The organism is Shewanella insulae (assembly GCF_009831655.1).
Lineage (GTDB): Bacteria > Pseudomonadota > Gammaproteobacteria > Enterobacterales > Shewanellaceae > Shewanella > Shewanella insulae.
In genome coordinates, this window is sequence record NZ_WRPA01000010.1 from 42,765 (window position 1) to 65,580 (window position 22,816).

At 53.6% G+C, this 22,816-nt stretch carries 21 protein-coding genes and 6 tRNA genes; 17 read left to right on the forward strand and 10 right to left on the reverse strand.

The genetic code is table 11. The annotated features are described in order from the left end of the window. Window positions 1–95 precede the first annotated feature (95 nt). The 13 genes from GNT65_RS11880 to GNT65_RS11940 all read left to right on the forward strand — a co-directional run bounded on the left by GNT65_RS11880 (window position 96) and on the right by GNT65_RS11940 (window position 9,338). Window positions 96–171 (forward strand) — tRNA-Val (locus GNT65_RS11880). 36 nt (window positions 172–207) lie between these two features. After that, window positions 208–283 (forward strand) — tRNA-Val (locus GNT65_RS11885). Between the two features lie 59 nt (window positions 284–342). Continuing rightward, window positions 343–418 (forward strand) — tRNA-Val (locus tag GNT65_RS11890). A 38-nt stretch (window positions 419–456) separates the two neighbouring features. Beyond that, a tRNA-Val gene (locus GNT65_RS11895) sits at window positions 457–532 on the forward strand. Window positions 533–569: 37 nt separating this feature from the next. Next, a tRNA-Val gene (locus GNT65_RS11900) sits at window positions 570–645 on the forward strand. 28 nt (window positions 646–673) lie between these two features. Continuing rightward, window positions 674–749 (forward strand) — tRNA-Val (locus tag GNT65_RS11905). 315 nt (window positions 750–1,064) lie between these two features. Continuing rightward, entirely contained in the window at window positions 1,065–1,292 is a 228-nt protein-coding gene (locus GNT65_RS11910) for a hypothetical protein (RefSeq protein WP_160796482.1), read from the forward strand. Between the two features lie 139 nt (window positions 1,293–1,431). After that, on the forward strand, window positions 1,432–2,664 hold the full coding sequence (locus tag GNT65_RS11915) for an MFS transporter (RefSeq protein ID WP_160796484.1): 1,233 nt from the start codon (window positions 1,432–1,434) through the stop codon (window positions 2,662–2,664). Between the two features lie 265 nt (window positions 2,665–2,929). Continuing rightward, window positions 2,930–3,940 carry a TRAP transporter substrate-binding protein gene (locus GNT65_RS11920; protein WP_160796486.1) on the forward strand — a complete coding sequence of 337 codons (1,011 nt, stop codon included), beginning with the start codon at window positions 2,930–2,932 and terminating at the stop codon, window positions 3,938–3,940. An 85-nt stretch (window positions 3,941–4,025) separates the two neighbouring features. Further along, complete coding sequence (locus tag GNT65_RS11925; RefSeq protein WP_160796488.1) at window positions 4,026–4,664, forward strand: TRAP transporter small permease; 639 nt, start codon at window positions 4,026–4,028, stop codon at window positions 4,662–4,664. Further along, on the forward strand, window positions 4,664–6,061 hold the full coding sequence (locus GNT65_RS11930; RefSeq protein WP_160796490.1) for a TRAP transporter large permease: 1,398 nt from the start codon (window positions 4,664–4,666) through the stop codon (window positions 6,059–6,061). The genes GNT65_RS11925 and GNT65_RS11930 overlap by 1 nt, the downstream gene beginning before the upstream one ends. 83 nt (window positions 6,062–6,144) lie before the next feature. After that, the gene (locus GNT65_RS11935) at window positions 6,145–7,968 is read left to right on the forward strand and encodes a sensor histidine kinase (RefSeq protein WP_420853518.1); all 1,824 of its coding nucleotides are present in this window, start codon (window positions 6,145–6,147) and stop codon (window positions 7,966–7,968) included. A 2-nt stretch (window positions 7,969–7,970) separates the two neighbouring features. Beyond that, window positions 7,971–9,338, forward strand: coding sequence for a sigma-54-dependent transcriptional regulator (locus GNT65_RS11940; protein WP_160796494.1), 1,368 nt, complete (start codon window positions 7,971–7,973; stop codon window positions 9,336–9,338). A gap of 41 nt (window positions 9,339–9,379) precedes the next feature. On the opposite strand, the gene GNT65_RS11945 is transcribed toward GNT65_RS11940, so the two are convergent. Beyond that, a complete protein-coding gene (locus tag GNT65_RS11945) occupies window positions 9,380–10,597 on the reverse strand; it encodes an MFS transporter (protein ID WP_160796694.1) in 1,218 nt (405 codons plus the stop codon). A gap of 166 nt (window positions 10,598–10,763) precedes the next feature. Here GNT65_RS11945 and GNT65_RS11950 point away from each other — a divergent pair, with 166 nt between their 5' ends. Beyond that, entirely contained in the window at window positions 10,764–11,654 is an 891-nt protein-coding gene (locus tag GNT65_RS11950; protein ID WP_160796496.1) for a LysR family transcriptional regulator, read from the forward strand. 23 nt (window positions 11,655–11,677) lie between these two features. Here the strand turns inward: GNT65_RS11950 and maiA are convergent, their stop codons facing one another. The 5 genes from maiA to phhA all read right to left on the reverse strand — a co-directional run bounded on the left by maiA (window position 11,678) and on the right by phhA (window position 16,603). Beyond that, entirely contained in the window at window positions 11,678–12,322 is a 645-nt protein-coding gene (gene maiA / locus GNT65_RS11955; protein WP_160796498.1) for a maleylacetoacetate isomerase, read from the reverse strand. Window positions 12,323–12,439: 117 nt separating this feature from the next. Beyond that, window positions 12,440–13,426, reverse strand: a complete 987-nt coding sequence (locus GNT65_RS11960) for a fumarylacetoacetate hydrolase family protein (protein ID WP_160796500.1) — start codon at window positions 13,424–13,426, stop codon at window positions 12,440–12,442. Window positions 13,427–13,673: 247 nt separating this feature from the next. Continuing rightward, complete coding sequence (gene tyrR, locus GNT65_RS11965; RefSeq protein WP_011865236.1) at window positions 13,674–15,218, reverse strand: transcriptional regulator TyrR; 1,545 nt, start codon at window positions 15,216–15,218, stop codon at window positions 13,674–13,676. 233 nt (window positions 15,219–15,451) lie between these two features. Then, complete coding sequence (locus tag GNT65_RS11970; protein WP_160796502.1) at window positions 15,452–15,790, reverse strand: 4a-hydroxytetrahydrobiopterin dehydratase; 339 nt, start codon at window positions 15,788–15,790, stop codon at window positions 15,452–15,454. A 15-nt stretch (window positions 15,791–15,805) separates the two neighbouring features. Then, window positions 15,806–16,603 (reverse strand): phenylalanine 4-monooxygenase, encoded by a 798-nt coding sequence (phhA, locus tag GNT65_RS11975; protein WP_160796504.1) that lies wholly within the window; start codon window positions 16,601–16,603, stop codon window positions 15,806–15,808. 529 nt (window positions 16,604–17,132) lie between these two features. Between phhA and galE the strand changes: the two genes are divergently transcribed. From galE to GNT65_RS11990, 3 genes are all read left to right on the forward strand, one after another. Then, the gene (gene galE, locus GNT65_RS11980) at window positions 17,133–18,146 is read left to right on the forward strand and encodes a UDP-glucose 4-epimerase GalE (RefSeq protein ID WP_160796506.1); all 1,014 of its coding nucleotides are present in this window, start codon (window positions 17,133–17,135) and stop codon (window positions 18,144–18,146) included. Between the two features lie 44 nt (window positions 18,147–18,190). Continuing rightward, on the forward strand, window positions 18,191–18,667 hold the full coding sequence (gene napF, locus GNT65_RS11985) for a ferredoxin-type protein NapF (RefSeq protein WP_160796508.1): 477 nt from the start codon (window positions 18,191–18,193) through the stop codon (window positions 18,665–18,667). A 112-nt stretch (window positions 18,668–18,779) separates the two neighbouring features. Further along, window positions 18,780–19,223 carry a bactofilin family protein gene (locus tag GNT65_RS11990; protein WP_160796510.1) on the forward strand — a complete coding sequence of 148 codons (444 nt, stop codon included), beginning with the start codon at window positions 18,780–18,782 and terminating at the stop codon, window positions 19,221–19,223. 65 nt (window positions 19,224–19,288) lie between these two features. Here the strand turns inward: GNT65_RS11990 and GNT65_RS11995 are convergent, their stop codons facing one another. From GNT65_RS11995 to cysQ, 4 genes are all read right to left on the reverse strand, one after another. Then, window positions 19,289–19,954, reverse strand: a complete 666-nt coding sequence (locus GNT65_RS11995) for a DUF2982 domain-containing protein (protein WP_160796512.1) — start codon at window positions 19,952–19,954, stop codon at window positions 19,289–19,291. Between the two features lie 50 nt (window positions 19,955–20,004). Further along, window positions 20,005–20,745, reverse strand: coding sequence for an ElyC/SanA/YdcF family protein (locus tag GNT65_RS12000; RefSeq protein WP_160796514.1), 741 nt, complete (start codon window positions 20,743–20,745; stop codon window positions 20,005–20,007). A gap of 90 nt (window positions 20,746–20,835) precedes the next feature. Then, the gene (mak, locus tag GNT65_RS12005; RefSeq protein WP_160796516.1) at window positions 20,836–21,726 is read right to left on the reverse strand and encodes a fructokinase; all 891 of its coding nucleotides are present in this window, start codon (window positions 21,724–21,726) and stop codon (window positions 20,836–20,838) included. 187 nt (window positions 21,727–21,913) lie between these two features. Then, complete coding sequence (gene cysQ, locus GNT65_RS12010) at window positions 21,914–22,708, reverse strand: 3'(2'),5'-bisphosphate nucleotidase CysQ (protein WP_160796518.1); 795 nt, start codon at window positions 22,706–22,708, stop codon at window positions 21,914–21,916. Window positions 22,709–22,816 lie beyond the last annotated feature (108 nt).

The following is a 22,816-nucleotide window of genomic DNA, read 5'->3' on the forward strand; positions in this document are numbered from 1 at the left end:
GGCGATCCGAACAAATTTGAACCGGACTCATTATTTTCTCGAAAAAAGCGTTGACAGTAGATCCTTGCCCCCTATAATACGGCCCCACACAGCGAGGTCGATTAGCTCAGCTGGGAGAGCACCTCCCTTACAAGGAGGGGGTCACTGGTTCGAGCCCAGTATCGACCACCATACATTTTGTATGGCTGAAAAATTTGATGTGTCCCAGGTCGATTAGCTCAGCTGGGAGAGCACCTCCCTTACAAGGAGGGGGTCACTGGTTCGAGCCCAGTATCGACCACCATGTTTTGTCCTAGATTGAAATATGTGGTGTATCGAATTTAATGTTGTGAGATATTCCCAGGTCGATTAGCTCAGCTGGGAGAGCACCTCCCTTACAAGGAGGGGGTCACTGGTTCGAGCCCAGTATCGACCACCATCTCTTCATGAGAGAATATCGAATATAATAATGTCCCAGGTCGATTAGCTCAGCTGGGAGAGCACCTCCCTTACAAGGAGGGGGTCACTGGTTCGAGCCCAGTATCGACCACCATTGTTATCAAAATATGTAAGATGCTGTATTTATCCCAGGTCGATTAGCTCAGCTGGGAGAGCACCTCCCTTACAAGGAGGGGGTCACTGGTTCGAGCCCAGTATCGACCACCATAGCATAGATAAATCACAGACATTCCCAGGTCGATTAGCTCAGCTGGGAGAGCACCTCCCTTACAAGGAGGGGGTCACTGGTTCGAGCCCAGTATCGACCACCATATTTCCTCTTTATTGCTTCACTCCCCTATTTATAATCAAACAGCCTAGCAGCAATCCATTGCGCCCGGTTATCGCTATTGCGAATCCCTTAACCTCAACTATTCTTCATTAATACCAATCACAGTAAATATGTGATCAGAAATAGCGCAGGAAAAACGCTTGAGAACAAAGCAGGATTTTTAGATAAGTAGTTATTCTACAATTAAAAATACTAATACAGTTATCGAGTGTTTTAACAAGCTAAAATGATTAATTATTTATTACGATTGGTATAAGACTTTGCTCAAACCAAGTACTACTCAAGGTGGTTGAACATGGCCGATGTAACTCAATCTGCATCGCTGGCAAGCATTGCCGCGTACCTCAAACTCACCCATGAATGCGATGAGCAGGAAGCGATGACCGAAGCCAAGGAGGTGATGCAAAACCTGGTCGCCATGCGACAGAAAGGCTTCATCACAGGTTGGTATTTCGATGCCCAGGGCCACCTGGAGCTGCTGCCCAGCGAGGCGATCCTCAGACGCATCAATCCACCCAAATAATAACCGAAATTATTGCCAATAAAATAAACAGCTGATCGCATTGCCACTCTTTCCCCGCTTACTTAAATAAACAAAAAGCTTTACTTAATTACTTACTGAGGTAGAGTAGTCCTACCTATTGATTCTTTTAAAGGTTGTCATGAAGGCCACCGACTCCCTACAAGCCGCTCCAGAGCAGACTACCCAACGCATTCTCGGCGTCACCTTAATCGTTACCCTGATCAGTGTGGCGGGGATCGCCCTGCCTTATCCTGTCCTGGCACCGCTATTTCACGACAACAGCTCTCCCCTTACCCACTTCATGGGTCTGCCCAGCGAGTTTTTGATGGGTATCGTCTTAGGCATCTATCCACTGGGGATCATCATAGGTGGCAGCTTCATAGGTAGCCTATCCGACACCTATGGGCGCAAGCGTCTACTTAGCCTCACCCTGATGGGCAGCGCGCTGGGTTATGGGCTCACGGCATTCGCCGCCCACTCGGAGCAGTTTGTGCTTTTCTGTCTCGCGCGTTTGCTGACGGGGATCTGCGAAGGCAACATCGCCATCGCCAGGGCGATAGCGGCCGATCTCCATCCACAAATCGATAAGACCCGCAGTTTCTCGCTGATCAGCGCCATGGGCTATGGCGGCTACCTACTTGGACCTTTAGCGGGCGGCTACCTCATCAATTGGGGAATGGAGATGGTATTTGGTGCGGCGGCCATCGCCTGTATTCTGTGTGCCCTCTTGAGTCATCAACTCCTGCCCCGTCAACTCGATGAGACTAAGGTCAATGCCGACAAAGCTTCCAGCCTGGTCCTACTTAAAGAACCCGCCCTGAGACGCTTCTTTCTGCTCTATCTACTGCTGACCATGGGAGTAAACTTCTACTATGAGTTCTATCCGCTGCACCTGGTGCAACAAGCGGCCTTCACGCCGGCGCAGATCAGCTGGGTAACCGTTTTGCTCACCGCCTGCATGATCGCCACCAGCATCTGGTTCACGCCTCTATTACAACGCAGACTCAACCACGCCAGCGCGAGCCTGATGGGGATCTCGCTATTTGGTGTCTCTTTGGCCTGTTTTCCCTATCTCGCCAATGCCAGCTATCTGCTGACCTTCATGACCATAGGCGCGGGCATTGCCATCTACAACAGCTTCCTGCCGACCTACCTGTCTCATGCCTATCAAGACAGACCACAGGGACAACTCATGGGCATGCTGGTGACCATCTTCTGTGTCGGCAACTTGCTCGCCGCCCTCTTAGGTGGCCTGCTAGCCGTGTTTGATGTCAAGATCGTCTTGCTGATCGGAGCCCTGTGCGCGGTAGGCGCCGGAGCCATTCTATATCACGGTCACTTCAAGGCTAGATGCTGGCCAGCGCACAATTAACCCCCAAAATTAGGCGCAGCTCAAATTTCACCCCTTAAAAATGGGTGGATTTCCACCCATTGAAATAAGACTAATGGGCGACAATCTCCCCAAGCACACCTGTTTACTAATCAACCAACTCACCGCAACATATTGATATAGGTCGATTTACATAATTTAAACATCTTTGGCCTGGTCCTTGCCTATAATTTTGATGAGTTAATCACATCGTGAACCTGCAGTCGCCCTAAGGCACTGAAGGATTAACTATTAAAGGGATAATAAAATGACCAGACTCAACACCTGTACCTTCATCAAACAGATCGTCAAGATAACCTCAATCGCCGCCCTTCTGGGCGCTAGCCTAAACAGCTGGGCAGCGCCAACGGAAATTAAGTTTTCCCATGTGGTGGCCGAAAACACGCCTAAAGGCCAGATGGCACTGAAGTTCAAGCAACTTGTAGAAGAGCGTCTTCCCGGTGAATACCAGGTAAACGTGTTCCCAAACTCTCAGCTATTCGGTGACAACAACGAGCTCTCCGCCCTGCTGCTTAACGACGTACAGTTTGTGGCACCATCACTCTCCAAGTTCGAGCGCTACACCAAGAAGCTGCAGTTATTCGATCTACCTTTCCTGTTCAAAGACATGGACGCCGTTAACCGCTTTCAGCAGAGTGATTCAGGTCAGAAGCTACTGAACTCGATGAAGCGTAAGGGCGTCATCGGCCTGGGCTACCTGCACAACGGCATGAAGCAATTTTCGGCCAGTAGTCCACTGACCCTGCCGGAAGATGCTCAGGGTAAGAAATTCCGCATCATGGCTTCAGATGTGTTGGCGGCTCAGTTCCAGGCAGTGGATGCCATTCCAGTGAAGAAGCCTTTCTCAGAAGTCTTCACCCTGCTACAGACCCGCGCCATCGATGGTCAGGAGAACACCTGGTCTAACATCTACTCGAAGAAGTTCTACGAAGTACAAAGCAACATCACAGAGAGTAACCACGGCGTACTCGACTACATGGTGGTCACCTCAAGTACCTTCTGGAAGTCGTTACCCGCCGACAAGCGTAAGGTGATCAAGGCATCTCTGGACGAAGCTATCGCCTATGGCAACGAGATCGCCGCCGCCAAGGTCAACAAAGACAAGCAGGCCATCATCGACTCTAAGCGCTCAGAGATCACCTACCTGAGCCCTGAACAGCGCGCCGCCTGGGTAACCGCCATGAAGCCCGTATGGGCAAAGTTCGAAGATAAGATAGGTAAAGATCTGATCGATGCCGCCGTTGCCTCGAACGAATAATAGGCACTAACCCCCAACCTAATAGGGAAGTATTGAGGCCGTTTCCACGGCATTCGGCCTCTTTCCTATTTGAGGAGTCTTAGAGATGATGTCTCGCTTTTTTTCTCATATCGAAGAGGTGGTGCTTAACGCCTTGATCACAGCAATGACCCTACTGGTCTTTGTGGAGGTGATCGCACGTTTCTTCTTTAACACAGGTTTCTTGTGGATCCAGGAACTTACGCTCACCATCTGCGGCTGGTTCGTACTGTTTGGCATGTCCTATGGCGTCAAGATCGGCGCGCACATAGGGGTAGATGCCTTCGTGAAGAAGCTTCCCGCCAAGGGGCGCAAGTATACCGCCTTGCTGGCCGTAGCCATCTGTCTCGTCTACTGCGGCATGTTCCTGGTCGGTAGCTGGGACTATCTGGCGAAGATGTATCAGATAGGCGTGCCCATGGAAGATATCGACTTCCCTCATTTTCTCATTAGCGGACTGGATCCAGACAAGGCCTGGGAATACCTGCGCATCGACGTCGAAGAACCTGCCGTGCCACTGTGGATCTCCCAAAGCATACTACTCATCGGCTTTAGCTTGTTGACCTGGCGCTTCCTACAGCTGGCCCTTGCCATCATCACCAACAAGACCGACGGCTTCGCCTTTGCCGATGAAGCTAAGGAGAGCATGCACCTTATCGATCAGGAGGCTCAGGCCGACGACAAGCAGCCGGGAGACCAAAAATAATGACTATAGCAACCCTCTTTATCAGCCTGTTAGTCTGTATGCTGCTGGGCATGCCAATCGCCATCGCGCTTGGCTTCTCCAGCATGTTGACCATCTTGCTCTTCTCCGATGACTCACTGGCCTCGGTCGCATTGAAACTCTATGAGTCCACCTCGGAGCACTACACCCTGCTGGCGATCCCCTTCTTCATCCTTTCGTCGGCGTTTCTCTCCACCGGTGGCGTCGCCCGGCGTATCATCGACTTTGCCATGGACAGTGTGGGGCATATCCGAGGCGGCCTCGCCATGGCCTCAGTCATGGCCTGCATGCTGTTTGCCGCTGTGTCCGGCTCATCCCCCGCCACAGTTGCCGCCATCGGCTCTATCGTTATCGTCGGCATGGTCAGGGCCGGCTATCCAGAGAAGTTTGCTGCCGGGGTGATCACCACCTCGGGCACACTGGGTATTCTGATCCCTCCCTCAATCGTCATGCTGGTCTATGCGGCGGCGACAGAAGTTTCGGCGGCGCGCATGTTCATGGCGGGGCTTATCCCAGGTCTGATGATGGGACTGCTGTTAATGCTCGCCATCTACATAGTGGCCCGCATCAAGAAGCTGCCATCAAGACCCTTTCCCGGTCTGCGTCCCCTGGCCATCTCCAGCGCCAAGGCGATGGGCGGCCTGGCGCTGATCTTTATCGTACTCGGCTCCATCTATGGCGGCGTCGCCAGCCCAACCGAGGCGGCAGCCGTCGCCTGCGTCTACGCCTATTTCATCGCGGTATTTGGTTATCGTGATATCGGCCCGCTGAAAAACGTCAGCTGGCGTAACAGCGGCGAGTCGCTCATCAAAGCCGCGCTGCGTAACCTGGGCTTCATGGTGCTGGCCGTGCTAAAGACCCCAGCCGACAAGGAGATCCGCCACGTGGTGCGCGATGGCGCCAAGGTCAGCATCATGTTGCTGTTCATCATCGCCAACGCCATGCTGTTCGCCCACGTACTCACCACGGAGCGCATTCCGCACCTTATTGCCGAGACCATTGTGGGCATGGGGCTGCCGGTATGGGGCTTCCTCATCATAGTCAACTTGCTACTATTGGCGGCGGGTAACTTCATGGAACCATCGGCCATCTTGCTGATCATGGCACCTATCCTGTTCCCTATCGCTACCCAGCTGGGGATAGACCCTATTCACCTGGGGATCATCATGGTAGTGAACATGGAGATAGGCATGTTGACGCCGCCCGTAGGGCTCAACCTGTTTGTGACCGCGGGGATCACTGGGCGCAGCATGGGATGGGTGATTCACTCCTGTATCCCTTGGCTACTACTGCTGCTCTTCTTCCTGGCACTGATCACCTATATTCCGCAGATCTCCCTGTTCCTACCGGAATATATCGATAAGTTAAACGGTTATTAAAACACTTGATTTTATTTAACAATTGGGCGAGTCTGAAATGAGATCTTAAGATCTCCTTTCCAGGCTCGCTTTTTCAATTGGACATGCCTTTTATGTCGAAAATGATAACAAGAAGAAAATACCTCGGCGTCGGACTCATCATATTCCTGGGCCTCGCCTTTACCCTACGCGTCGCCTACTGGTTCCATCTGGAACATGGCTATGAGATGACACGGCAACAATCCAACGCCCAGATGAAGGAGCTGCTGAGCTTCCTCTCGGGCTCACTCAGCCGTTATGAGAGCATACCCCATGTGCTCTCGACCAACCCTCTGCTGGCAAACGCCCTGTTAAAACAGGACGATCCCAATACTATCACCCCACTCAACCGCTACCTGGAGGAAATCCAGAGCATCACTGAGGCGCTGGATATCTATCTAGTCAATATCGACGGCGATGCCATCGCCGCCAGTAACTGGCAGCAGAGCTACTCCTTTATTGGCAAGAATTACGCCTTCCGCCCCTATTTCAAGGACGCCATCGAAGGCAAGATGGGCCGCTATTTCGCCGTCGGCACCAGCTCAAATAAACGCGGCTACTACTTCTCCTACCCCATCTACAGCCATGGCTATCCTGTCACGCCCAGTCAGGGGGAGGCTAAGGTGTTAGGAGCGATCGTGGTCAAGGTCGATGTCACCGAGATAGAGCAGCAGAGCACGGGCATGGCCAGGGGCAGTAGCTATGAGTTCGCCATCAGCGATCCAGACAACATAATCTTCCTCTCCAGTCGCCCAGAGTGGCGCCTCACCGCCCTGGTACCAGTGACCCAACAGCTTAAACAGCGCATAGAGACATCGAGACGCTATGCCAACCGCGACATCAGGCCACTGGCAATCGAGCCGCCCTTTGCCGCCTCGCTGGCGGCGGACTATCAAATCTATCAGATAGGCGAGGATAAACTAGGTACGGAATTTATGGATAATGCCGCCTTCATGAGTGATGCGGGGTGGCGGGTGCATATCCTATCGCCCATGGCACCCATATACCGCTCTCTCCCCCCCCTGCTCCTGCTCTATGGTGCCCTCTACCTGCTATGCGCACTGGCACTGTTATTTGCCATAGAGAAACGTAAGAATACCCGCCGCATGCAACAGGCCCACGAGCAGTTAGAGCAGAGGGTCAAGGAGCGCACCCAGGAATTGGAGACCAGCCATCAGCAGCTGAAAGAGACCCAGGATGAACTGATCCAGGCCGCCAAGTTGACAGTGATAGGCAGCCTCTCGGCCAGCATCAACCATGAGATCAATCAACCCCTGGCGGCCATTCGCAGCTATGCGCAGAACACCCAGACCCTGCTGTCCCGAGCCAAGTGGGACGATGTCTCCAGTAACATCATGACCATCATAGAACTCACCGATCGCCTGGCGGCCATCGTGTCGCAATTTAAGAGTTTCACCCGCAAGAGCCAGGGTAACGACAAGGCGATTAGCGTGGCGCAATGTATCAGGGATGCACTGACCATCATCCAGCCCGAGGCGGACAAGCAAGGGATCGATCTCGTGCTAAACAATACCGAATGCCAGACGCTAATCTGGGGCGATCCTATCCGGCTGCAACAGGTGTTAGTCAACTTGATGAGTAATGCCATGGTCGCCATGCGCGCCAGCAACCCAAAACAGCTGATCATAGGCGTGGTAGTGAGTAATCGCCTGGAGATCACCATAGAGGATACCGGCACAGGCATAGACGAGAGTCAGATGCAGAAGATTTTCGATCCCTACTACACCAGCTCGCGCCAGGGGCTTGGCTTGGGGCTGTCTATATCCCGGCGTATCGTAGAGGCGATGCAGGGCAAAATCAGCGTCGCCAATCGCGAACAGGGCGGCGCCATCTTCCAGATCACTTTGCCAATACATGCGGTAGGTTAGCGATGCAAAATCAAGTTTTTAATCAATACGACATCTTAATCGTCGATGACGAGCCCCTGATAGGCTCGGCCCTGGTCCAGCTGTTTGAACTGGAATCCTACCGCGCCCTGGCCCTCACAGATGCCAAACAGATTGGCCTCGGCCTGCCCGACAACTGGCCCGGCATAGTGATCTCAGACGTCAACATGCCAGATATCGACGGCCTGTCGCTAATGCGTACCCTGCTAGCCCAGGACAAGGATATCCCCATCATACTCTTGACCGGCCACGGTGATATCGCCATGGCGGTGCAGGCGCTGAAACAAGGGGCCTATGATTTTATCGAGAAGCCTTTTAATAACGAGCACATGCTGGATATCGCCAAGCGCGCGCTGGAGAAACGTGCGCTGACCCTGGAAAACCGCAGCCTGAAACGTGAACTGGAATCCCAGAGCACACCTGGGCCACGCATCTTGGGCCATAGCCCGGGGATCAAGCAGATGCGCCACATCATCCACCAGGTGATCGACATGCCAGCCGATGTGTTGATCGAAGGCGAGACGGGCACGGGCAAGGAGCTGGTCGCCCGCTATCTGCACGATCACAGCCCCAGAGCCGAGGCCAACTTCGTCGCCATCAACTGCGGCGCCATCCCCGAGACCATCATAGAGAGTGAGCTGTTTGGTGCCGAATCCGGGGCCTTCACCGGCGCCGATAAGACTCGCATCGGCAAGTTCGAGTATGCCAACGGCGGCACCCTGTTTCTCGATGAGATTGAGAGTACGCCACTATCCTTGCAGGTCAAGCTGCTCAGGGTGTTAGAAGACAGGAAGGTGGAGCGCCTCGGCTCCAACAAGAGCATTGACCTGGATATTCGCATCATCGCCGCCACTAAGGTAGATCTCAAGAATTTGTGTGACACAGGCGAGTTTCGCCAGGATCTCCTCTATCGTCTCAATCTGGTGACTGTGCCAATTCCGGCCCTCAGGGAGCGACGCGAAGATATCGGCCTGCTGTTTCTGCATTTCGCCCGGGTTGCCTCGGCCCGCTACCATAAGGCGCTGATCCCCCTGACGGCCGAGTACACGGCCCAGCTGGTCTCCCACGACTGGCCTGGCAATGTCAGGGAGCTGCGTAACCTGGCCGAGCGTTACGTCTTGTTAGGTCCCGAGGCGGCGTTTGCGACCTCCCTGGGGCAGAGCAGTCAACTCAACGCCAATATGTCGCTACAGCAGCGGGTGGAGTTTTTCGAGCGGTTGCTGATCGAAGAGGCGCTGAGTAACAACAAGGGCAGCATCAAGCTCACCATGGAACAGCTGGAACTGCCGCGCAAGACCCTTTATGACAAGATGCAGAAGTATAGCCTCAACCGTAAGACCTTCATCAACTAGTCGAGGCCGCCAATTTTTTCCCCTCATGAAAAATGAGCCCGTTAGCCCGCCGCATCCAATAGCGGCGAGCGCGGTCCATGGGAGCGTTGCAGCATCACCACGATAAAAATTACGCCACTAAGCAGGGTCAGGCTGCCAGCCACCACGCCACTCCAGCCCCAATACTGCCAAAACGGTAACAGGAAAGGCCCGCCCAATGCCGCCCCTAGATAGTAACTACACAGGTAGAGCGCCGTGGCCTTCGCCCTGTGCTGCTGGGCGCGCTGGGCCACCCAGGCGTTGCAGACACTGTGAAAGGTGAAGAAGCCAAAGCTCGACAGCAAGAATCCTATGACGATGGCGCTGCTGGTATCCCCCAGGGTCACCAGGCTACCGACGCACATCATCACCGCCGAGAGGATAAACAGCGGCTGACGTCCCAGGCGGGCCACCCACTTGGCGGAGCGAAACGAGGCATAGGTACCGCTCAGATAACAGAGGAAGATCAGGGTGACCTGAAACTTCCCCCAGTGAAACGGCGCCTGCATAAGATGCAGTTGGATATAGCTGAATTGATTGACCATCACCATGAAGGCCAGCGCCCCCAAAAGATAGAGCTTCACCAGAGTTGCATCACCAAGGTGCAGACCAAAGCCCTTGAGATCCGCCAGGCCAAAAGCGCTCTTGCGTTGACGGCGTCGGATCCGCACCCGATCGAGCCGCGGCAGTAACATGAGTACGCCCACCACGCCCGCCAGGGTCAAGATGGTCACCAGGCCCATGGCCTCTACCCAGCTCAGATACTCTGTCATCAAACCGCCGAGCAGTCGCCCCGCGATGCCCCCAAGACTGTTGGCGCCGATATAGATAGCCCCAGCCTTGAGCAGCACGCTGGTATCGAGCAGATCCTTAAAATAGGCCATGGCGATGGCGGGCACCGCCGCCAGCAGTATCCCCTGAAACAGGCGCACCGCCACCAGCGCCGAGAAATCCTGCACCCAGATCAACATGATATCCGCCACCACCAACAGGGCCAGGCTCCACAGCAGCGGCTTACGCCTGCCGAGCTTGTCCGACAAGGTGGCATAGAAGAGTAGCGCAAAGGCCATGGAGAAGCTGGTCACCGACAGCAACAATGTGGCATGGGCCGGCGACACGCTAAAACTGGTCGCGATCAGCGGCAACATTCCCTGCACCATATACAGGTTAATGTAGATCACCACTGAGGCCAGCGACAGGCCCCAGATCAGACGAAGTTGTAGTGGACGGCTGGCGGTCATGATATCGCGCTCAAAAGGATAGATAGACACAGGCTAGCACCGGCGCTAACATAACAAAAATAGATTATAAATATGATATCGATAATATTTTATTATCGATGATTCAAGGTTCAAACCGATAGCATTGCGTCTGTAAGCGACAAGGCCTCACTCGGGGTGGTAAAACATGGATATCAAACAGCTTAGACAGTTCGAGGCGCTCGCCAGCAAGGGCAGCTTTACCCTGGCGGCCAAGCAGCTCAACATAGCTCAGCCGGCCCTGAGCCAGGGGATCAAACGCCTCGAAGAATTCCTCGGGGTAACGCTCGTAAACCGCAACAAACACTATCGCGGTCAAGACGGTAGCCGCCTCACCCTCACCGCCGAGGGCGAAGCGCTGGCACAACATGCCAGACTCATCCTCAAGCAGGTCAAACAGGCAGAGGCCCATATTAAGTCGATGGCCAACCTCACCAAGGGCGAGGTACGCATCGCTGTGCCCGGCATGCTCGGCTCCTACTACCTGCCCTCTCGCCTGATGGCCTTCAGGCACAGGTATCCAGATCTCAAGCTCTCCTTGTTCGAAGGTGGCACCCGCGACAGCCTGCGGATGTTGCAAAACGAAGAGGTGGATATCGCCATCATCACTGGGCAAGACCTGCAGCCTAATTTCGATAGCCATCTACTGCTCAGAGAACAGATGGTAGTGGCCGTGGGGGAAGATCACCCCTTGGCGGAGCACTCGGGGATCACCCTGGAGCAGTTCTTCGAGCAGGAGCTGGTGATGTTTAAGCCCGGCTATTTTCACCGCGAGTGGATGCTATCTCAGGCCAAGGCGCTAGATCTCGAGGTGAATATTGCCTTCGAAACCAACCTTATCAACCTGATCAAGCAGGTGGTCGCCCAGGGATTTGCCATCACCAGCGTGCTGGAGATGGTGATCGAGGCAAGAGATCCTATCCGCGCCATCCCCTTCTCACCTGCGGTGCATCTGGACCTGCATATTGCCTGGAATAGAGAACGCCCCATCGGCCTGGCCGACAGGGCGTTCGTCGAGTTCTTGATGAATAACCCTTAGCAGAAAGCTAAGGGCCTAGTCACCTAGATGGCATCCGCCTGACGCTCGGGCGCCGCCAACTGGAAGGCCTCTAACTTATGGCAGTTATCCCAGATGCGACGAATATTGGGATAAGCGCCTAAGTCGACCTTGAAACGATTGGCGTTATAGACCTGAGGGATCAGGCAGAGATCCGCCAGCGTCACCTCATCGCCATAGCAGTAGGTGCCGGCATGTCTTTCCAGCTGCTTCTCGAAGGCGCTAAAGCCCTGGTGGATCCAGTGATGGTACCAGGCGTTCTTGGTATCCTCATCCAACTCAAGCGTGTTGGTGAGATACTGCAACACCTTGAGGTTGTTCAGCGGATGCACCTCACAGGCGATAGAGAGTGCCATGGCGCGCACCTCGGCCCTTGCCTTGGGATCTTTTGGCAGCATCATGATACCGCCATACTGCTCATCGAGATATTCGATGATCGCCAGCGACTGAGACAAGACAAACTCGTTGTCGCCTTCGATCAGGGTTGGCACCAACTCCTGGGGATTGAGCGCCGCATACTCGGGTAAATGCTGCTCGCCGCCATTCTTCACCAGATGCACAGATTCGAGCTCTGCATCCAGCCCCTTTAAATTCAATGCGATACGCACCCGATAAGCGGCGCTGGAGCGCCAGTAGCCCAATAATTTCATCACAAAGCTCCTCTTTTCCTTAGCTCTTTATCTGCTTGGCAATTTACGGCCTTGGCTGACGGTGATTACAAAAACGGGGCAACCTTGGTCGCCCCGAAATATCAACAAAACTGAGAATTAACCTTTGTACTCAACTACCTGCTGGTCGATGGCGCCGAAGATGGATTTATCGTTCTCATCCAGCATCTCGATACGCACGCGATCGCCGAAACGCATGAATGAGGTCGATGGCTTACCGTCGCTGATGGTCTCCAGCATACGGGTCTCGGCCAGACAGCTAGAGCCTGCGCTGCGGTCGTAGTTAGAGATGGTGCCCGAACCTATGATGGCACCGGCGCCCAGAGGACGAGTCTTGGTGAAATGGGCAATCAACTGACTGAAGTTAAAGGTCATGTCGATGCCACAGTTTGGCTTACCAAACAGCTCGTTGTTCAGGTGGGTGATCAGTGGTAGATGCACCTTAGACTCATGCCACTTGTCGCCCAGCTCATCCGGAGTCACGGCCACAGGCGAGAAGCTGCTCGATGGCTTAGCCTGGAAGAAACCAAAGCCCTTAGCCAGCTCGGCAGGGATCAGGTTACGCAGCGACACATCGTTCACCAGCATAAGTAGCTTGATATGCTTCTCCGCCGAATCTGCGTCTATGCCCATAGGCACGTCATCGGTGATCACTGCTACTTCAGATTCGAAGTCTATGCCCCACTCTTCGCTGGCCAGCTCGATGTCCGCCTTCGGGGCAATAAAGCTATCAGAACCACCCTGATACACCAGAGGATCTGTCCAGAAGGTCTCTGGCATCTCGGCGCCGCGGGCCTTACGTACCAGCTCAACGTGGTTTACATAGGCGCTACCGTCGGCCCACTGATAGGCACGTGGCAGTGGCGATAGACACTTGCTCTCGTCGAAATCTACCGCATTGTCGAGTACGCCTTGGTTAAGGGCCTCATATAGCTCTTGCAGTTGCGGCTGAAGCAGATCCCAGGCGTCGAGCAGCTGCTGCATTGTGTGTGCGATGGCCGGTACCGCAACAGCCTTGGTTAGATCCTTACTTACAAGCATCAGCTGACCGTCACGACGGCCGTTGTTATAACTTGCTAACTTCATACCCACTCCTTCCGAATTCTTCTTTATACCAGACCCTAGGGGCGCGCCGCTATCGGGTCCGGGACTATCAATTTGGCATAGAAATACCCTATGCGCCTCAAGATAGGAATAGCGTGATGCAAATCACACTCCTTCCCTTAACATTCAATTTTGTAAACTATTCATGACAGGCAGAGAGAGCCCCAAATCCATGGGGTTTCGGCCTTGTCTCTGCCTAGTAAACCGCCAACCAACTGGCAATAAGGTTTTACATCCCTTTTTGCTTGCTGATCTTGTATTCCCTCAGCTTGTTGGCGATGGCCGTATGGGACACCCCGAGCTTCTTTGCCAGCTGACGGGTGCTCGGATAAGCCGGATAGAGGCGTCTTAGCAGACTCGCCTCAAACTGCTTCATCGCCTGATCCAGGCTGCCCTCAAACTGATGATCGAAATAGCCAAAGCCCTCGGCATAAGAGGGCAGCTTGAGCTGATCCACCGTCAGCTCCGCCGAGCCGTCCCACATGGACACCGCACGGAAGATGGCATTTTTCAGCTGGCGCACGTTACCCGGCCAGGCATAGCCCAGCAGATGCTCACGGCATGGGGCCGAGATGCGGCGAATGGGGATAGACAGCTGCTGACTGTAATGCTCGAGAAACATCTCGGTCAGGGGGATCACATCCACCTTGCGCTCGCGGAGCGAGGGCATATGGAAGCTGAGTACATGGATACGATAGTAGAGATCTTCGCGGAACTCCCCGGTCTGGCACAGCTCGGCCAGATTCTTCTGGGTCGAACAGATGATGCGCACGTCCGAGCGCACCTCCACATCACCGCCTACTCGGCGGAAGGTACCGTCCTGCAGCAGACGCAACAGTTTAACCTGCGCCGCCTTAGACATCTCGGCGATCTCGTCTAAGAAGACGGTGCCGCCCTTGGCCTCCTCGAAGAAGCCGCGTTTGACCACCTCGCCACCGCTAACATAGCCGAAGAGCTCCTCTTCGGCGGCGCTGTCTGGCATGGCGGCGCAATTGATGGCGATAAAGGGATGCTCACGGCGCATGCTGGCATCGTGGCAGGCTCTGGCCATCAGCTCCTTGCCCGTGCCTGTCTCACCCGTGATCAGCAGAGGTGCATCGAGCTGGGCCATGCGTCTGGCCTGTACCAGCACCTCTTTCATCTTGTCACTGACCGCCAGCACATTCTCAAAGCCTGTGGTCTGATTCTGCAAGGCGTTAAACTGCTTGCCGACCCGTGCGGGTGATTTGAGGGAAACTACGGCACCGGCCAGAATAGTCTTGTCGTTCTCGTCGGGCAGATAGATGGGCAGCATCTCGGCCAGGTATTCACTCTGGCCTATGTTGACCCGGGTGGCCTGGGCCAACACCAGCGGCTCGCTGAGCCAGCGGTTGAAGTTAAAGCCCTGCACCCAATGGTTGAGGGGTTCGTCGAGCACCTCGTGCTCGCCCATGTTAACCGTCATCAGCGCCGACTCGTTGACGATACGGATCCGCCCCTTAACGTCGATGGAGAACACCGAATCCGGCAGCGTCTTCAACAAGGTCTTGAGCGCGTAATGCTCCTGCTCGGAAGGCATGAATGACACGGTGCGCACGTCGTGCACCCCTTCCACCTTCCTGATTAACGGCAGCAGCTCGCTGAGCACATCAAAGTTAACCTCAGCAAACTGCAGATAGAGAAATCCCTGGTTACTGGCGTCGATAGCTATCAGGTTAATGCCATAGCCTTCGAGGATCACCAGTATGTCTTTTGCTAGACCCACGCGGTCGATGCAACTTACTTCTAAGCGCATACCCTTTCGTCCCTTTTTATATTTATTACTTCACGGTTTTTGGGATTATCGCGAGCATGGTTGCGTCTCATGCCTGAAAAAGTGTGACACGCCACGCAGAAATGCCGATAAAACGCCTATACGTTAGAGTGTAATGAGATTTGTGGCAAGAGTTGTTTACACCGGATTCACGTTACAACCAAAAAAACAGCGCCATAGCTAGGCTATGACGCTGTTTTTAAATTAATTTTAAATCAGTCCAATAACTGGTCTGTCTTGGCCGCCATGATGAAATCGTTGCGATGCAGGCCCTTAATCGAGTGAGACCACCAGGTCACAGTGACCTTGCCCCACTCGGTTAGAATGCCGGGATGATGGAACTCCTCCTCGGCTAAGTCTGCTAATTTATTGGTAAAATCCATCGCCAGCTTAAAGTTTTTAAACTTATAGACACGCTCAAGCTGCATGATACCGTCACGCACCTCGACGCCCCAGTCTGGGATCATGCGGATCAGCTCGGCCAACTCGGCATCGGTCACCTTAGGCGCGTCGGCCTGACAGGCTTCGCATTTCATTTGGGCTAATTCAGTCATACTTCTTCCTTTTTCTTAACTGGCTTTCGATTTTGGCTCAAACATGGGGGCATGCAGGCCTAGCTGGCGTGCCTTGGTCACGGCTCCCATGATGTCCATTTTGACGATTTCGTCTAAATAATCAATTGAATCAATAGCGTAATAAATTGGCTGCATGATATCGATACGATAAGGGGTTCGTAGGATATCAATGAGATCGAACGGCTTCACCACAGGCGTATCACTCATGGCATAGAGGGTCTCACCGGGCGAGCTCAATATGCCGCCGCCATAGATCTTCAGCTCATCGTTGGCCTGACGGATCAAACCAAACTCCACGGTAAACCAGTAGAGTCTGGCGAGAAAGACACGCTCCTCTTTCGAGGCAGCTAGCCCCAACTTACCGTATTGATGAGAGAAACGGGCAAATGAGGGGTTAGTTAGCAGCGGACAGTGACCGAAGATCTCGTGGAAGATATCGGGCTCCTGCAGGTAATCGAATTCTTCTTTGCTACGGATAAAGGTAGCAACCGGAAACTCCTGGTTCGCCAACAACTGGAAAAACTTCTCGAACGAGATCAGCGCCGGCACGGCGGCCGTCTTCCAGCCAGTGGCCTGTTGTAGCACGGCGTCGATTTCGCCGAGCTGTGGAATGCGATCTGTAGGCATGGCAAGATCTTCGAGCCCTTTCAGATAGGCATCACAGGCATAGTGGGGCAGATTGCCCTTCTGTCTGTCGTACAGCGCTTGCCAGATCTCATGTTCATTGTCAGGGTATTGGATGAACCCTTGGTTATCGGGCAACCTAGCCTGATACTTAGTTTGTTTACTCATGATAAATACAACACAATTGACTGCTCTTTCCTCCATATTTGACTAAACGCCGGAGTTTGTTAACAGGATCACACTTTATAATTAAGCACTGGCTCCGCTCGGGATGTAACCAAAAATTTACATCGAGGACTAACAGAAAAGTAAACACCTTTAAATTAAAACACTTAACCCACAACCAACATGTAACACTCTCGACACAAGTGATGGCTTTTACATCAAAATCATCTGTTTAGTCTACAGGGACAATAATATGTAAAGGTCTTTTTCATCACCTATTGCATCCCAAACTAGCAAACATCAGCATCACTTTTGCTCATCACCAGATCGCTAACGCCATAATCTTTAGGCAAGAGCCAAGAACACACCGGCCAAAACGCCTAAATCTCCTGACTTTTCATATCCTTTTTATTAGAATAAAAGAGCATTTGCGCGCCAAAGTCGAATTCGCGCTACGCCATCACGCGGTTGGCAGGGACTTTGCCGACTACCTCAAGACATTAGTTTCAGATTTACAACAGGATAAAGATTAATGACGATTTTAGTCACGGGCGGCGCAGGCTACATAGGTAGCCATACCGTCGTTGAGCTACTTAATGATGATCAACAGGTAGTGATCATAGACAATCTGAGCAACTCAAGCGTCGAGGCCCTCAAACGGGTCGAGCAGATCACAAATAAAGGGGTCACCTTCTATCAGGGCGACGTGCTCAACAAGGCCTTCCTGCAGAAGGTCTTTACCGACCATGATATCGACGCCGTGATCCATTTTGCCGGCCTCAAAGCCGTGGGCGAGTCGGTGGCCCAGCCGCTACGCTACTATGAAAACAATGTCACCGGCACCTTAGTACTGTGCGAGGTGATGGCCGAATTTAACGTGAAGAATCTGGTATTTAGCTCATCGGCCACCGTCTACGGCGATCCGGCCTCACTCCCTATCACGGAAGACTTCCCCACGGGCGCCACTAACCCCTATGGTCAGTCTAAGCTGATGGTCGAGCATATCCTCAAAGATCTACACCACTCTGACGCCAGCTGGAACATCGCCAGACTGCGTTACTTCAATCCTGTGGGCGCCCACGAGAGCGGTCTCATCGGTGAAGATCCCAACGACATCCCCAATAACCTGATGCCCTTTATCGCCCAGGTTGCCGTGGGTCAACGCGAGAAGCTCAGCGTCTTCGGCGACGATTATGACACCCATGATGGCACCGGGGTGAGAGACTATATCCATGTGGTGGATCTGGCAAAGGGCCATCTCAAGGCACTTGAGAAGCTCAACACTCAGCCAGGGCTAGTCACCTATAACCTGGGCACAGGCCAAGGCTACAGCGTACTGGATATGGTCAAGGCGTTCGAGAAGGCCTGCGGTCATGCTATCGCCTACCAGATCGCCCCGCGTCGCCCTGGGGATATTGCCGCCTGTTACGCCGATCCCAACAAGGCACAGACAGAACTGAACTGGCAGGCCACCCATACCATAGAAGATATGGCCAACAGCAGCTGGCACTGGCAGTCCTCTAACCCTAACGGCTACAAGGCCTAAATAGGAATCAGGGGCCTATGGTCCCTTTCCGCAAGAGTGAGTCTATGAGCAATCGCATCAACCAAAGCCGCCGTAATCTCTTCAGTCGCCGCAAGAGCCAGGTGATCCGCCCGCCATGGAGCCGCACGGATGTGGAATTTACCGATATCTGCACCCGCTGCGATAAGTGTATCGACAGCTGTGAGACAAAAATTCTCTTCCGTGGCGATGGTGGCTTTCCCGAGGTCAGCTTCAGTCAGGACGAGTGCACCTTCTGTGGCGACTGCGTCAAGGCCTGTCCCGAGCCGCTATTTACCGATATCGAAGACACCCCGTGGCAGATAAAAGCCAGTATCGACCAGACCTGTCTGGCCAACAGCGGCATCTGGTGCCAGACCTGTAAAGATGCCTGCGACCCGAGGGCCATCAGCTTTACCGCCAGCATAGGCCAGGCCCCCAAGCCTGTGGTCGATACCGAGCTGTGCAATGGCTGCGGCGCCTGTGTCGCGCCCTGCCCCAACCAATCGATCAAACTCAGCTAACCACTAGAGTCAAGATTGCCAAAAAACTGACAGGCTGTGCCAAATATTAGTGGTTTTGTTGCACAAAGTTTAAGGGTAATATTGGGCAAAACAGGCAAAAAAGTTAATCATTATGTTTGGAAAGAAAAATAACAAATCAGGCCTCACCTTCATTGCGCAGGGCACTAAATTATCAGGGGAAACTCATTTTGCCGGCGAGGCTCTTATCGGCGGCGAGCTACAGGGAAAGATCAGCGCTACCGGTAAGCTAACTATCGAAGTCGATGGCTATATCGAAGGCGAGCTGCAGTGTAAGGAGATTAAGGTCTCTGGTGCATTTAAGGGCAAGATGAAGTGTGAAAAGCTGAACATCACCAGCACAGGCAGCGTCGAGGGCGAGATCGCCTGTAACTCGATGGAGATCTTCGAAGGGGGTCAATTTATCGGTATGCGCGTACGCGAAGAGGTCGCGCTGCTTGCCAGCGAGCCAGAAAGCCAAGCGTCGCAAAGCAGCACGGAACCCGAGGCCGAGTCCCAACTAGACAATTATTTTAAAGAACTCACCAAATCTGCCTAGTTCCAATTAGATTGGGTAAAGCCCTATCAGGCTGGAGTAAGAGTTCCTGCAAAAAGGCCACATTATTATGTGGCCTTGTTTTTATATTCCCGAACCAGCGCGATAAATTCCCTCGGCGCTCTGTCTAAACAATCTTCCGGCAGGTAAACATGGTAGCCCAGCTGAGCATTGAGCTGAGCGCAGCGCCGGGCAAACATCGCCTGCACCCCACTGAAATCCATCCCTTCTAGTGTGATGGGAGAAAATTCTGAGTTGAGATAGTGCTCTAGGTCCGCAAGCTCACCGTCCAGATTTAGGGAGGAGATCAGCAGCGGGCGCTGCTCGCTCAAGAGCCCTGTCGCCAGCCTGGGCGGAATATCGTCGATAAGCGGCAACAGGGATTTCAGCCTGACCCCTATGTAGGGCAGATCATGACTATCGAACGATTGAATGCTGCGGGGGATATCGACCCTTTGAATATTATCCCACTCAAGATAGATGCTCCCCCTGCGATGATGATATACCAGTCCCCTTGGCCTCAGCTCAATGCTCACCTCGGGCTGCATCCATTTGGCGATTCCCAGCACGGTAAAGATCATGCCGAAGATAAAACAGACCATACCAGGCCCCATCAGGCTCTTCGAGGCGATAAACATCCCCAGGGCGCAGATTAAGGCAATGCCCCCAATCAGGGTAAAGGTGCGCGCGTTGCGCTTGGTCACTGCGCGAATAACGATAGTTTCTTGCTCCATACTCTCCAAATGCCCTCGGCGCCTCTCTGCCTATTTCCCGATAGGGTGAGTTAGTCAAAAAGTGAAAATTTAATCTTTAGCCAGGCCTGCCCCAGATATTCATGGATCGAACGCTGGGAGGCTAACAAGTTGCGAGCGTCCAAGCGCCACCAATAGCCGCCCCGGGCGATAAAGTCTGCCGGCGCCCCCTGAGGATTCATGCCTGCCAGATGAAAGATCATCATAGCTCTTGGCAGGTGGGTGGCCGAGGTCACCAGCCTGAAGGGTCTGTCACCTATCTCCCACTTGAGAAATTGTGCCTCCTCCAGGGTATCTTTGGCCAGGGGAAACTGAATGATCCGCTCTGGCTTCACCCCAAGCTCCATGGCGGCATTGGCCATCACCTGCGCCTGGGACACGGCGTCGCTGCCGCTCCAGCCACTGACCACCAGCTGGCAATCCTGCCCTAGGCTAAGTTGTCTCACCCCTTCGGTAAGGCGCGCCAACGCGGTGGCAGACAGCTGCAGGGTGGCGCGATCGGCGATAGTGGAATCATGGCCACTTCCTAACACCATTACCAAGCAGGCGTTTTCAATCGGGTCGTTATTGACTGGGTATTGCCCCTCGAGCGAAGCGGTCAGCTGATAACTGCCCCATTGACTGCTCAGCAGCAACAAGATGGTAAAAGAGACAGTGATCAGCGCCTTAACGACTTTGCGTCGCCGCAGGATCAGAATCGCGATAAACAGACAAAATACCGACAGCGGGATCGGCATTAAGAGTTGTGAAATCAGTTTTTTTACCCAGAACATGGCTATCCTTGCCCCTATGCTTTGCCCCCAATGAAAAGTGGGGGCAAGTGTAACCTAGGGTTGCAAGGAAGTCATTAGCAGAGAAAGTCATTACCAGAGCCAGGCGGCGCCGCGAACCCCGGATGAGCCCCCATACATGTTTTTCACCACGGGGGTGCGGCATTCACCGCCCAGCACGTACTTTGACAAGACTTCGGGCAATCTCGGGTAGATGGCGTCAATATTTGAGACACCGCCGCCCAAAACGATAATGTCAGGGTCGAGCATGTTGATCATGTGGGCCAGCGAGCGCGCCAGACGATCGATAAAGCGCTCAAATGCCGCAGTTGCCAACGCTTCGCCCTCCTCCATACGACGGGCGATTTCAATACCGCTCGGTGCATCGCCACCGGCGGCCTTATAGTCGCGCACAAAGCCTGTGCCAGAGATAAAGGTTTCGATGCAGTCTTTGTTGCCGCAGAAGCATTCGGTCGAGTTAAACTCATCGGGCGTCATCCAGGGCAGCGGATTATGGCCCCACTCACCGCCGATGCCATTGCCACCGCCATGCACCTTGCCATTGATAGCGATACCGCCGCCGCAGCCAGTGCCTATGATCACCCCAAACACCAGCCCCTTACCTGCCGCGGCGCCGTCTGTCGCCTCGGAAACGGCGAAACAGTTGGCATCATTGGCCACCCGCACCTCTCGGTCAAGGCGCGCGCCGAGGTCCAGATCCAAGGGGTGACCGTTGATCCAGGTAGAGTTGGCATTCTTTACTAAGCCTGAGAAGGGGGAGATCACGCCGGGAATACCGACGCCTACGGTGCCTGTCAGCCCAAGGCTAGTCTCCGCCTCATTGACGAGCGATTCGATGGCATCCAGGGTCGCATTGTATTCACGCGGTGTGGGGATCCGCTTCCTAAACAGCTCCTTACCGGCTTCACTCAGGGCCACCAGCTCAATCTTAGTGCCCCCTAGGTCTACACCCATTCTCATCATACTCTGCTCCAATCTTCTTCTCGTTATCTAATACCAATCCGAGTAAATAGCTGACCATCCTAGCTTGTTAGAACGTTCGATAACTGCGTTAGATTTTTTGATTGTAGAATAACTACTTATCGAAAAATTCTGACTTATTTTCAAACGTTTTTGCAACGCTATTTCTGCTCACTTACTGAGGTTAGTATTACTTATCGCACCAGTGCTTTGCGGTGGCGATAAAATAGGGATTTAAAATCGCTTCTTTCTGGTTATAGTCCAGCACCTGGCCTTTATCGGCGTTCACCACCTTGCCACCGACACTCTCCAATACCGCCTGTGCGGCCGCCGTGTCCCACTCACTGGTGAGCCCGAGACGCGGATAGATATCCGCCTTACCCTCGGCCAATAGGCAGAACTTTAACGAACTGCCGATGCTGGTCATTTCATGCTCGCCCAAAGTCTCAAGGTAAGCCGCAAGGCCTGGGCTCACATGGGAACGGCTGCCGACAACTCTGGGGACACTCGGCGCCACAACCGCCAGTTGGTTCAAATCTGTCACCCCATCGGCACTGGCCAGCCAGGCACCGAGATGCAGGGCGCCGTAATAACACTTGTCCAGCACGGGAGCATAGACCACGCCGGCCAGGGCGCGGCCCTTGTCGATAAACGCAATATTAACGGTGAACTCACCGTTACGCTTGATGAACTCCTTGGTGCCATCCAGCGGATCGATCAGCCAATATTGCTGCCACTGTTTGCGGGTCTCCCAGGGAATATCGGCGGCCTCTTCGGACATCACGGGGATCTCCGGAGTCAAACGAGCCAGCGCCTCGACAATCACCTTGTGGCTGGCCAGATCGGCAGCAGTCACTGGGCTATCATCGGCCTTGGCCTGAACATCCATCTGTTCGCTGCCATAGACCTGCATGATGGCCTCGCCCGCGGCCTTGGTAATCTCGACCAACTCACCTAACCATTCTTGCTTAAATATATGACTCACAATATAAATTCTCTTCGCCCTAGATTGCCTTAGTATGCCATCTCTGGGCCTAAGAATTTAATAACAATTTGATCATACTTTTCGTAAAAGATACTAAGCTAGCGGCGC

Excerpts from the sequence above, each read along its gene's own strand:
- GNT65_RS11910 (WP_160796482.1), top strand. The coding sequence starts at position 1,065 with ATGGCCGATGTAACTCAATCTGCATCGCTGGCAAGCATTGCCGCGTAC.
- galE (WP_160796506.1), top strand. The coding sequence starts at position 17,133 with ATGACGATTTTAGTCACGGGCGGCGCAGGCTACATAGGTAGCCATACC.
- GNT65_RS11990 (WP_160796510.1), top strand. The coding sequence starts at position 18,780 with ATGTTTGGAAAGAAAAATAACAAATCAGGCCTCACCTTCATTGCGCAG.
- mak (WP_160796516.1), bottom strand. The coding sequence starts at position 21,726 with ATGATGAGAATGGGTGTAGACCTAGGGGGCACTAAGATTGAGCTGGTG.
- GNT65_RS11930 (WP_160796490.1), top strand. The coding sequence starts at position 4,664 with ATGACTATAGCAACCCTCTTTATCAGCCTGTTAGTCTGTATGCTGCTG.
- GNT65_RS11945 (WP_160796694.1), bottom strand. The coding sequence starts at position 10,597 with ATGACCGCCAGCCGTCCACTACAACTTCGTCTGATCTGGGGCCTGTCG.
- maiA (WP_160796498.1), bottom strand. The coding sequence starts at position 12,322 with ATGAAATTATTGGGCTACTGGCGCTCCAGCGCCGCTTATCGGGTGCGT.
- phhA (WP_160796504.1), bottom strand. The coding sequence starts at position 16,603 with ATGAGTAAACAAACTAAGTATCAGGCTAGGTTGCCCGATAACCAAGGG.
- GNT65_RS11950 (WP_160796496.1), top strand. The coding sequence starts at position 10,764 with ATGGATATCAAACAGCTTAGACAGTTCGAGGCGCTCGCCAGCAAGGGC.
- napF (WP_160796508.1), top strand. The coding sequence starts at position 18,191 with ATGAGCAATCGCATCAACCAAAGCCGCCGTAATCTCTTCAGTCGCCGC.
- GNT65_RS11925 (WP_160796488.1), top strand. The coding sequence starts at position 4,026 with ATGATGTCTCGCTTTTTTTCTCATATCGAAGAGGTGGTGCTTAACGCC.
- GNT65_RS11940 (WP_160796494.1), top strand. The coding sequence starts at position 7,971 with ATGCAAAATCAAGTTTTTAATCAATACGACATCTTAATCGTCGATGAC.
- GNT65_RS11970 (WP_160796502.1), bottom strand. The coding sequence starts at position 15,790 with ATGACTGAATTAGCCCAAATGAAATGCGAAGCCTGTCAGGCCGACGCG.
- GNT65_RS11995 (WP_160796512.1), bottom strand. The coding sequence starts at position 19,954 with ATGGAGCAAGAAACTATCGTTATTCGCGCAGTGACCAAGCGCAACGCG.
- GNT65_RS11935 (WP_420853518.1), top strand. The coding sequence starts at position 6,145 with ATGCCTTTTATGTCGAAAATGATAACAAGAAGAAAATACCTCGGCGTC.
- GNT65_RS11960 (WP_160796500.1), bottom strand. The coding sequence starts at position 13,426 with ATGAAGTTAGCAAGTTATAACAACGGCCGTCGTGACGGTCAGCTGATG.
- GNT65_RS12000 (WP_160796514.1), bottom strand. The coding sequence starts at position 20,745 with ATGTTCTGGGTAAAAAAACTGATTTCACAACTCTTAATGCCGATCCCG.
- GNT65_RS11920 (WP_160796486.1), top strand. The coding sequence starts at position 2,930 with ATGACCAGACTCAACACCTGTACCTTCATCAAACAGATCGTCAAGATA.
- GNT65_RS11915 (WP_160796484.1), top strand. The coding sequence starts at position 1,432 with ATGAAGGCCACCGACTCCCTACAAGCCGCTCCAGAGCAGACTACCCAA.
- tyrR (WP_011865236.1), bottom strand. The coding sequence starts at position 15,218 with ATGCGCTTAGAAGTAAGTTGCATCGACCGCGTGGGTCTAGCAAAAGAC.